Source organism: Clostridium estertheticum, from assembly GCF_018861295.1.
Taxonomy (GTDB): domain Bacteria; phylum Bacillota; class Clostridia; order Clostridiales; family Clostridiaceae; genus Clostridium_AD; species Clostridium_AD estertheticum_D.
In genome coordinates this window covers 1-9,175 of record NZ_JAHLDM010000051.1, presented here as the reverse complement: position 1 = coordinate 9,175, position 9,175 = coordinate 1, and the positions used below count along the sequence as shown (strand labels likewise).

Sequence of the window (9,175 nt, the reverse complement as noted above, 5' to 3'; positions counted from 1 at the left end):
ATATTTTCATCTGGTGATTATGGCCTGAGGGTAACACCCGTTCCCATACCGAACAGGTCGGTTAAGCTTTAATGCAACCATGGTACTGCAGGGGTGACATTGTGGAAGAGTAGGTTGTCGCCAGGTTACAGAAAAACACTAAGTTTACTTAGTGTTTTTATTTTGTCGAAATTTAAATGAAGCTTGATTTTCAGAGAATATGTATATTTTCATCTGGTGATTATGGCCTGAGGGTAACACCCGTTCCCATACCGAACAGGTCGGTTAAGCTTTAATGCAACCATGGTACTGCAGAGGTGACTTTGTGGAAGAGTAGGTTGTCGCTATGTAATAAAAAAAACATTAAGTTTATCTTAATGTTTTTTTTGGGCATGAATTTAATTATATTAATGAACTAGATTATATTGAGGGTAAAAGAAATCATTATTGGTATAAACGTGATAAATCTAGTAAATGTAACAGATGTGATGAGTGTGACAGATGTGACGAAAATTGTTGTAAATTGTGTCCAACAGGAGCAACTGGAGAACTGGCAGGTGTATTTGGACAAATATTTAATGAAGGTGCACAGGTTATACCATTAGAAACTGATGAAAGGCATTGTTTTCTATATCGCATTTTTTATGCATTATCGTCCACAAACTTTTTGATGAGGTGAATTTATCTGTTGTTATAATCCATGCTTCTTTAATCCAAGTGGACTTACAGTATAAAGCATCAGCAACTATAATATTTGAAAAATGATGATATTGCTTATATAGTTTTTTTATTAGTCTCTTACCGCCTGTAATTTCACCTTAATCCTTCTTTGAACCATCTTTTTTAGGTTCAAGCATTTATTGACCTAAAATAATATGTGGATCAGAACCTACTGTTACTCCATCTAAAGTGCCAGACCTAAACAACTTATTTTTTATTGTAGTTTTTATTATATCAGTATGCATGTCTTTGAAACCTTCTAAATCGAAATCACTCAAATATCGCCTAACGGCGTCAATACGCGGAATTTTAGTTTTTTGGCAATACTTTCTTAAATTTACCTTTTTCAAGCCAGTGATTTAACCTATTAAAACTTCTTATTTGTAGCATAAACCCGAATAATACAACAAAAGTAAGTGTTGAAATCTTTACTGGAGATTTTATTCTTTTATCCTCTAACATATTGATTTTTTTACCTATATGGTAAACCTTATTAATATAAGTGAGTAATTGATTTAAATAACTTTTTCCAATTTTATCAGCATCTTTTTTTTTAGTTTTCGCAAAACCATTATAAAAAGGATGCTTTTATTTTGCAAATTTTTTGATTATAATTTCAAAATAAAAAAGGTGAGCTATCTTAATATTATTTGTCTAATTTATATAACTTTAAGAGATTTTTGGCTATTAGGTTTGAATCATGATACCTTTCTACAAAAGTTCTACCCTCCTCCCCTATTTTTTTTAGCATATCTTTATTTATAATTAAATATTCAAGAGTATCCTTTAAGCTATCCGGATTTGCTGAAATAATAGGTAATTCCTTAGGGTATTTATCCTTCATAGGATCACTAATAAAGGTTATGACTGTCTTACCCATTGCCATAGCTTCAATGGCGAGTAAACCATAAGATCCGATTCGCAACTGATCGATTATTATATCTGCCTCTTCATATATCTTTCTTGCCTCTGAATGAGACATTCCCTGTATTAATTTAAAATTAAAAGAATACTTATCCTTTAATTCTTCTATGACTTTAAGTACTGAATCAGTGCCCTTTATCTCTGGTGAGGTAGGAGCATGTACAATGCATAATTCGTTCTTCATTTCTTTGCTTTTTATGGTATAGTCTTTAATATCTATAGCTTGTTTTACATAATGTACATTTTTATAAAAGTCTTTAACATACTCATATAATTCAGCATCAGAAACGATGCAGTTATCAACATATTTTCCAAAAAACTCAAGTTTGTTTATTATTTTTTTTTCATCTGTAACTTTTACCTTTACATAAGGGTTGTATTTTGATGCTAAAGAATAAAGCCTTACATCTGAACCCCAATGTTGCATAAATATTTTTTTGTTTAAATTTTTTAGTATAGGCAAATCAGAATAATCCAAAGTAAGACTTGTTCCAAAATGAAAATGAAAGATATTATTTTCATTTATTAATTTTACAGCTAATTCTTTACTCAATCTGTCAGCCTCATTAATGTCTATCGAAAATAGATCCAGATTATAATCTGATTTGTAATTCAGGTAACTAGGATAGTAATTAACAGATTTTGCTTCTATGTTGCATCCTCGTAATGCTTTTGTAATAGTATGCATTTGATTGGCAATTTCCATGGTTCCATGGATAACTTTTAATTCATCCATTATGACTCCTCCCCTTAAAACAGTAAAAATCACTATAATTACGCTTAACTGTTGTAATATAATATGTTTCTTTTTAGAAAATGTTCTTATTCAGGAGCAATGTATGACTTTTATTAAAAGATTACTTTTAATATCAACTATTGACACAACAAAGCAATAATTACATATATTATAGAGGGATGAGAAATCCCAAAAATCAAATTCAAGGAGATGTTCTGATTGGCAGCAAGTTTTGATACTCCACAATCTAGTACTAATTATGACGTAGCAACTACAGGAACCGTTGCTGGGTGGTCTACCGCTCGTGTTATGGTTACACTCACAGTTAGTGGTACTAATGCGGCAAGAACTGCAACTCAACAAGTTTTTTATAGAGAAATGAATTATAATAATACAGCAACATCAACAGCATTAGCAATTTCAACTACAGTTCGTATGGCTATCTCACCTAAATTGCATGGTAATGAAACCGTAGCGACTGTTGTAAACTTTGGTTACTAAAATTAAAAATTAAAGATTAAAGATAAAGAAACATGGGGTCATTGACTCCATGTTTTGTTATTAAAAAGCTATAATATTAATCTATATGAGATAGAAAAAAGTGGGGCACAGAAGTGTGCCTCACAATTTTTATTAAATCTATTTTTTTAGTATATCTAGTCCAACTGAATCATATATATCAAATTCCTTTATGGAACGTATTATTTCCTTTTTAGCGATATCAATATATCCATAATTATTATAAAGTTTCCCAAGGTAAAGAAGCGCAAAGTTATTATTTATTAAATTAAGCAAGTTTACGGCTATCTTTAATTCATCAAACTTATTGTTTATAAGCAGTATTTCACAAATCTCTAGTATAATAATAATATAATCTTTTTCATTTTCATCTTCAGATAACATAGATGTTGGTTCATTTGTGAATAATTTTACTAACTCAGAATAAACATTCAGTAGCTTTTTATTGTATTCGGATAAAGTGTTTTCTTTAAAACTACCTACTGTGGATGATGCAAGATCATAGTTGTTGTTTAATATGCTACTTAAAGCCTTATACATTGATAGATGCACGTGAGTAGGGGAAGTTTCATCTATAGTATCTATATTAATGCATTCATCAAAGGCATTAGTTCTAACAAAACATTTAGCTTTTAACATTGTAAGATTTTCAGTAATAATTCCTGATTTTGCGCATTTTTCAATATACTCTAATGATATTTTATAGAATCCTTCATTATAAAATATATCTGCAATAGTGGCATAAGAAGTCGGAAAATCTAAAAACAGACTTTCCATAATGGACTTAAATTCATCAAGAGATGTGTGTTTTTCCTTTAATATATGACAAATACAATAGAAAGGGTCTATGAAATTAGGGTTTGATTTTGTAGCTTCAATATAATAATCATATGCAGCATCATAATCATTAAGGCACATATAGCTATTACCTAATTCATAATAAGCTTTGAAGCTTCCACTTCCATGAAAAAACTTCAATTCAGAGGATGGTTCACCAAGTTCAATGCATTTCTTTAGGGCTTTTATTTGAAGTGTAGGTTTGCCTAAATCTTTATAGACAAGAGCTTTAAAAAAATACAAGTCGGTAAACTTTGGATAATATCCACATGCAATATCTATAAAGCTTAGTGCTTCATTGTATTCTTGTATATTATAATTTGAAATAATTATTCGTAAAAGTAATATTGAACTGAATCCGGTATTAGGATCAAAATTGTCATAGGCTTTATAATAATATTTAAGAGCTTTTTTTACATCACCTAAAGATGTATACTCATTGCCTAGATTAAAGTAATTAAATTTATTAGTGGGCTCTTTTTTTATTTGTTCATTTAAAATGGTAATATTCCGATCTCTTTTGTTTTTAGAGATTATGCTTTTATTCAAATATCCATAATGGTGTATTTTTATAGAACTACAGATTGTATCAGATTTACCTTGTACATATACTAACTGATTATGAATTCTTCCCTCATAGTGAATTCCACGGTTGTTTTTAAACATTCTTGGGTTTAAATTAACGGTGATACAATTAGTATCAACAATATCTCCATAGTAGCTTAATGTTTCAAAAAAATAAAGTGTATCTTCATTCAATTGGGTATTTAACAATAACTTAAAATTTTCTTTATAGTCATCATGTAATTCATCATCTGCATCTAATATTAATATCCAGTCTTTAGTAGCATATTTTAATGATTCATTTCTAGCTTCACTAAAATTATTATTCCACTTAAAGTAATAAACTTTAGCACCATAACTTTTAGCGATTTCTATAGTTCTATCTGTAGATCCTGTGTCAACGATAATTATCTCATCAACAATATCTTTAATACTTTCAAGGCACCTAGGCAAGTAATTTTCTTCGTTTTTTACAATCATGCATAGACTTATTTCATTCTTCATTGTATTTCCCCCTAATTTCAGTTAATAATTATGAGTACTAAAACTGGTACTTCTCTATTAATTATTAATTGAAAACATTGCTATTTCAGTATACTAAGCAAAGTTTGAATTTTTGCTCGGTACATAATATGCATAATTAAATAAGGGTGTACCTAATTATAATTATCCTTTATAAGATCCAGAAAGACTTATATTTTCAGTATCTCCTGGATTTTCTCGTGGAATAACCGCAATATCATAAAATTTGTCGATTGCAAGTGGAGTGCTACTTGCTGAATTATCATATTCATCAGTAACATAATAATTATCAATATGACCAGTACCAATTCTAGTTACTGATAAAGTTACAATTATTAAATATATTGAAAAAGGAGCAACTATTCCTGTAACTTCAACTCTTCTTATCGTTGGTACTGGAGGTACTGGTGGTATCGGAGGATTTGGATAAGGCGGGCAATTGCAGGGACAAGGATAATATATTACCTTCATAGGGTTGCTATTTTCATGTATTATAATAGTGTTTTTAGTGCTATAAATTATTTTTATAAATGGAGTTAGATATTTATCACTACATATTGCTGAACCAAAGCTCGTGATAAAATCATTGCTTTTTTTACACAGAATTATCCCCTTATTTGATAATGCATTCCTAAACCATAGTGAAACAATCTTCGTGAGATTGGTCATAACTGATATTTTAGATGTTAGGGGATGCAGACTGCCTTGAATAATATGGTTAATTTCAGGAGGATTATTGTAAGTGGTGAAAGTACTAAAGTAGTCAAACAATGGATATATATAAATGCATTTTCTGTTGTCCTTATAGAAATTATCAGTTTTAAATAATACAAGTTCTGCATTAGATATTTCAGCATTACTTGGTACTTTCGAAATATCAAAAAACAAAAAGCTTGAATAAGTATATAATCCATCACTTCCTACAGTTATATTTTTTTCATTAATATTTCCATTAGGAATTTTGTTTGTTACTGTAAGACTTTTAGTTGATGGTATTATAAGACTTGTCATTTTAGCACATCCTTATACTTTATTAATAATGTAACATAATCAAAGATTGGTAACCTTTAATTGTATTATGGAGAAACGCAATATATTAATTTTATATTTTTAAATTCAAGATAGTTATTTATTTAACATATAATATTCTATTGATAGTATTTTGTGATTATTTTTTATACATAATTTACATCAGAATGAGTTAGTGTATGTTTTCAATCAAATATTAAATGATTTAAGGAATATTCTATAATTGAAAGTAATAAAATATTATTAACAGATGATTCTAAGTTCGTATATTACAAATAATATAAATTTAGAATTATCTGAATATATTTTGAAGGGATTTTTAATAATTATGTCTAAGAAAATATTAATAACCGGGGGAACAGGATTTATAGGGAAAAATATAATAAATTCTATAAATAACGAAAACTATATTATAAATATTGGAAGAAATAAAAATTTAATGTGTGATAATATATTTTGGAATTTACAGGATAAATTAGATGATTTATTCATCGATAATGTAGATGTTATTATTCATTGTGCATCAATAGTAGGCAATGATAATATAAACAAATCTGACTATATAGATATTAATGTAAAATCGACTTTGGAATTACTAGAATTTGGCGTAAGAAATAAAATAAAGAAATTTATTCTAATATCAACTGGAGGTGTATATGGATTTAGAAAAAATATATTGGATGAAAATGATATTTGTAATGCAAAAGAAATATATTCATTAAGTAAATATTTTTCTGAAAAAATATGTGAATTATATAAAGGTAAATTATCTATTGTAATTTTAAGATTGTTTTTTCCATATGGTGACGGACAAAAGGGTAGATTAATCGGTAACTTATTTAATGATATTTTAGAGAGAAATAAGATTGTGTTGAACAAAAATGGGCTGCCAATAATTAATCCAATTCATATTTTTGATGTTGTAAATATAGTGGGAAATATTATTAAAAATGATTTGGAGGGGACATTCAATATTTGTGGTAATGAGTTTATTTCTATAGAACAGATTTGTAGAAAAATTGCATTTATAATAAACGTTCATGAGCCTAAGTTTATATATTGTGACAATGATATAGATAATTTAATGGGAAGTGGTAAAAAAATATGTAGGTCATTGAATTATAATATGCAGATGAATTTAAATGAGGGACTTGAATTATTTTTCATGTCATTAAAGAAAGAGGGACAAATTTGAGATGAAGTACAAATTATGGAAGAGCGAAGGAGCTGGAATCCCGGATAAGAATAAGCTTAAAAAGTGTGGAGAAAATGTTATAATTGAAGATGGTGTGAGAATAATTTTTCCTGAAAACATTGAAATAGGCGATAATGTTTATATAGGTCATGATACTATATTAAAAGGATATTACAACTCCATTCTAAAGGTTGGGTCTAACACATGGATTGGTCAACAATGTTTTATTCATGGCGCAGCAGGTGTTACTATTGGTAAAAATGTAGGGATTGGACCAATGGCAAAGATTCATGGAGCAAAGCATAAAGAAACAAAAGGTGATGCTATAATTTTATTTTCAGAATTAGAATATTTACCAATAAATATAAAAGATAATTGTAATATTGGAATAGGAGCAGTAATTCTTCCTGGGGTAACTATTGGAGAGGGAACTATAATAGGAGCAAATGCAGTAGTAAATCAAAATATATCAGCATTATCTATTGCAGTAGGTGTACCTGCAAAAGTAATAAAAACAAGAGAATAAAAAATAATTATGTTAATTGTATGCACAGGTAAATATAGTATAGTAATGATTAACATTGCTATACTATATATGAAATAATCATGTGTATCAGAGCTAGGCTATTTTTCTAAATTCCTATACCATTCAATAGTTTTTGTTAAGCCTGAAGTTAAATCATACTTGGGACTATAACCTAATAAGTCTACAGCTTTGTCTATATTGGGTACTCTTAATTCAACATCTACATAATTTTTGGGAACATAAATAATTTCTGATTTAGAGCCCACAATTTGTTTTATTAATTGTGCTAGCATTCCAATAGTTATAGTTCCTCTAGGATTTCCAATGTTAAAGGAATTACCTATGGCTTCTTCCTTCTCAAGACACAATGATATTCCATTAACAAAATCCTCAATATAACACCAGGATCTAATCTGATCACCATCACCATGTATTTGTATCTGTTCATTTCTAATTGCTCTCATTATAAATTGATGGACAGCACCTTCACCAACTTGACCTGGACCATATATATTAAATGGTCTAATAGTAACTGCCTTAAGGCCATATTCTTTATAATAGCTGTGTGTTAAATGTTCCGCTGCAAGTTTACTCACTGAATAAGTCCATCTAGCCTCACCAACTGGGGCTAGGTTTGTGGTACATTTCTCATCTACTTTATAGGCATAGGTACCAAAAACCTCACTTGTAGAAAAATCAATAAATTTATCTATATAGTTTGCATAGTCCTTTAATGCCTCTAAAATATTCGCAGTTCCTATCATATTAACTTTCATAGTGTTTACTGGATTTTTAATAACGGTCTCTATACCGGCTATTGCTGCAAGATGAATTACAACATTGGGTTTAAAATCATCTACAGCTTTCTTAAGAGAGAAATAATCTAAAATATCTCCTTTTATTAAATTTATATTTTTATTGTCTAGAAGTGATGTGTATTTAATAGAATTTCTTGTTAAATTATCATAAATTAAGATTTTGTTATTATTGTGAAGCATTTCAATTATGCGAGAGCCAATAAAACCTGCTCCACCAGTTAAAAATATTTTTTTGCTTTCCATTTAAGTATCTCCTCCATTAGAGAATATGGTTAATAACACTATTTTAATTGGATATTATAAAAGTCTCTATATATAGTATATTTAATTATGTTTTTTGTGATACTTTTGAAAATGGGATTAAGTGAGAATATGATATCAGGTACAGGAGTAAGTTCAAATATATTTTTTATGATATAACTTATCCATGCGTATCGTAATGCGAAATATCGAACTATATGGAGATATGTGTAGACATATGAATATAATTCATGTATAAGGTCTATATGCTAGAATTGATTTTTTATTAATGTGATAGAATGTTCCTTGTCGTCACATACGAGTGGCACATTGGTCTTTGAAAATTAAACAGAGAAATAGGTAAAGAAATGAAATAATATTTTGTTTTAACCAGTCAATTACTTTAGTAAAAGTAATATTTTAGTCGTAAGACTAAAAAGTATGTAATGAGCTTGCTAACCAACTTAACAGTTGGCGCAGATTAATTATTTCAACTAAAAAGTGTAAACTTTTAAATTGAGAGTTTGATCCTGGCTCAGGACGAACGCTGGCGGCGTGCCTAACAC

At 28.9% G+C, this 9,175-nt stretch carries 8 protein-coding genes and 2 rRNA genes; 5 read left to right on the top strand and 5 right to left on the bottom strand.

Annotated features, from left to right (window positions below):
• The first annotated feature begins 9 nt into the window (after nt 1-9).
• A 5S ribosomal RNA gene (rrf, locus tag KPL54_RS25265) occupies nt 10-126 on the top strand.
• An 86-nt stretch (nt 127-212) separates the two neighbouring features.
• A 5S ribosomal RNA gene (gene rrf, locus KPL54_RS25260) occupies nt 213-329 on the top strand.
• 507 nt (nt 330-836) lie between these two features.
• Here rrf (KPL54_RS25260) and KPL54_RS26360 read toward each other — a convergent pair.
• Complete coding sequence (locus tag KPL54_RS26360) at nt 837-1,049, bottom strand: hypothetical protein (protein WP_253203794.1); 213 nt, start codon at nt 1,047-1,049, stop codon at nt 837-839.
• A gap of 296 nt (nt 1,050-1,345) precedes the next feature.
• Nucleotides 1,346-2,359, bottom strand: coding sequence for a glycosyltransferase (locus KPL54_RS25250; protein WP_253203793.1), 1,014 nt, complete (start codon nt 2,357-2,359; stop codon nt 1,346-1,348).
• Nucleotides 2,360-2,578: 219 nt separating this feature from the next.
• Between KPL54_RS25250 and KPL54_RS25245 the strand changes: the two genes are divergently transcribed.
• Nucleotides 2,579-2,860 carry a hypothetical protein gene (locus KPL54_RS25245; protein WP_216109249.1) on the top strand — a complete coding sequence of 94 codons (282 nt, stop codon included), beginning with the start codon at nt 2,579-2,581 and terminating at the stop codon, nt 2,858-2,860.
• 138 nt (nt 2,861-2,998) lie between these two features.
• Here KPL54_RS25245 and KPL54_RS25240 read toward each other — a convergent pair whose 3' ends face one another.
• Nucleotides 2,999-4,783 carry a tetratricopeptide repeat-containing glycosyltransferase family 2 protein gene (locus KPL54_RS25240; RefSeq protein ID WP_216109248.1) on the bottom strand — a complete coding sequence of 595 codons (1,785 nt, stop codon included), beginning with the start codon at nt 4,781-4,783 and terminating at the stop codon, nt 2,999-3,001.
• A 162-nt stretch (nt 4,784-4,945) separates the two neighbouring features.
• Nucleotides 4,946-5,812, bottom strand: a complete 867-nt coding sequence (locus KPL54_RS25235) for a DNRLRE domain-containing protein (RefSeq protein WP_216109247.1) — start codon at nt 5,810-5,812, stop codon at nt 4,946-4,948.
• Nucleotides 5,813-6,158: 346 nt separating this feature from the next.
• On the opposite strand from KPL54_RS25235, the gene KPL54_RS25230 reads away from it, so the two are divergent.
• Together KPL54_RS25230 and KPL54_RS25225 are read left to right on the top strand one after the other, a co-directional pair.
• Nucleotides 6,159-7,025 (top strand): NAD-dependent epimerase/dehydratase family protein, encoded by an 867-nt coding sequence (locus tag KPL54_RS25230; RefSeq protein WP_216109246.1) that lies wholly within the window; start codon nt 6,159-6,161, stop codon nt 7,023-7,025.
• A gap of 1 nt (nt 7,026) precedes the next feature.
• Nucleotides 7,027-7,551 carry an acyltransferase gene (locus KPL54_RS25225; protein WP_216109245.1) on the top strand — a complete coding sequence of 175 codons (525 nt, stop codon included), beginning with the start codon at nt 7,027-7,029 and terminating at the stop codon, nt 7,549-7,551.
• A 98-nt stretch (nt 7,552-7,649) separates the two neighbouring features.
• Here KPL54_RS25225 and KPL54_RS25220 read toward each other — a convergent pair whose 3' ends face one another.
• The gene (locus KPL54_RS25220) at nt 7,650-8,612 is read right to left on the bottom strand and encodes an NAD-dependent epimerase/dehydratase family protein (RefSeq protein WP_216109244.1); all 963 of its coding nucleotides are present in this window, start codon (nt 8,610-8,612) and stop codon (nt 7,650-7,652) included.
• Nucleotides 8,613-9,175 lie beyond the last annotated feature (563 nt).

What these genes read in the sequence shown, in the direction of transcription:
- KPL54_RS25230 (WP_216109246.1), top strand. Translation starts at nt 6,159, where the DNA reads ATGTCTAAGAAAATATTAATAACCGGGGGAACAGGATTTATAGGGAAA.
- KPL54_RS25240 (WP_216109248.1), bottom strand. Translation starts at nt 4,783, where the DNA reads ATGAAGAATGAAATAAGTCTATGCATGATTGTAAAAAACGAAGAAAAT.
- KPL54_RS25235 (WP_216109247.1), bottom strand. Translation starts at nt 5,812, where the DNA reads ATGACAAGTCTTATAATACCATCAACTAAAAGTCTTACAGTAACAAAC.
- KPL54_RS25225 (WP_216109245.1), top strand. Translation starts at nt 7,027, where the DNA reads ATGAAGTACAAATTATGGAAGAGCGAAGGAGCTGGAATCCCGGATAAG.
- KPL54_RS25220 (WP_216109244.1), bottom strand. Translation starts at nt 8,612, where the DNA reads ATGGAAAGCAAAAAAATATTTTTAACTGGTGGAGCAGGTTTTATTGGC.
- KPL54_RS25250 (WP_253203793.1), bottom strand. Translation starts at nt 2,359, where the DNA reads ATGGATGAATTAAAAGTTATCCATGGAACCATGGAAATTGCCAATCAA.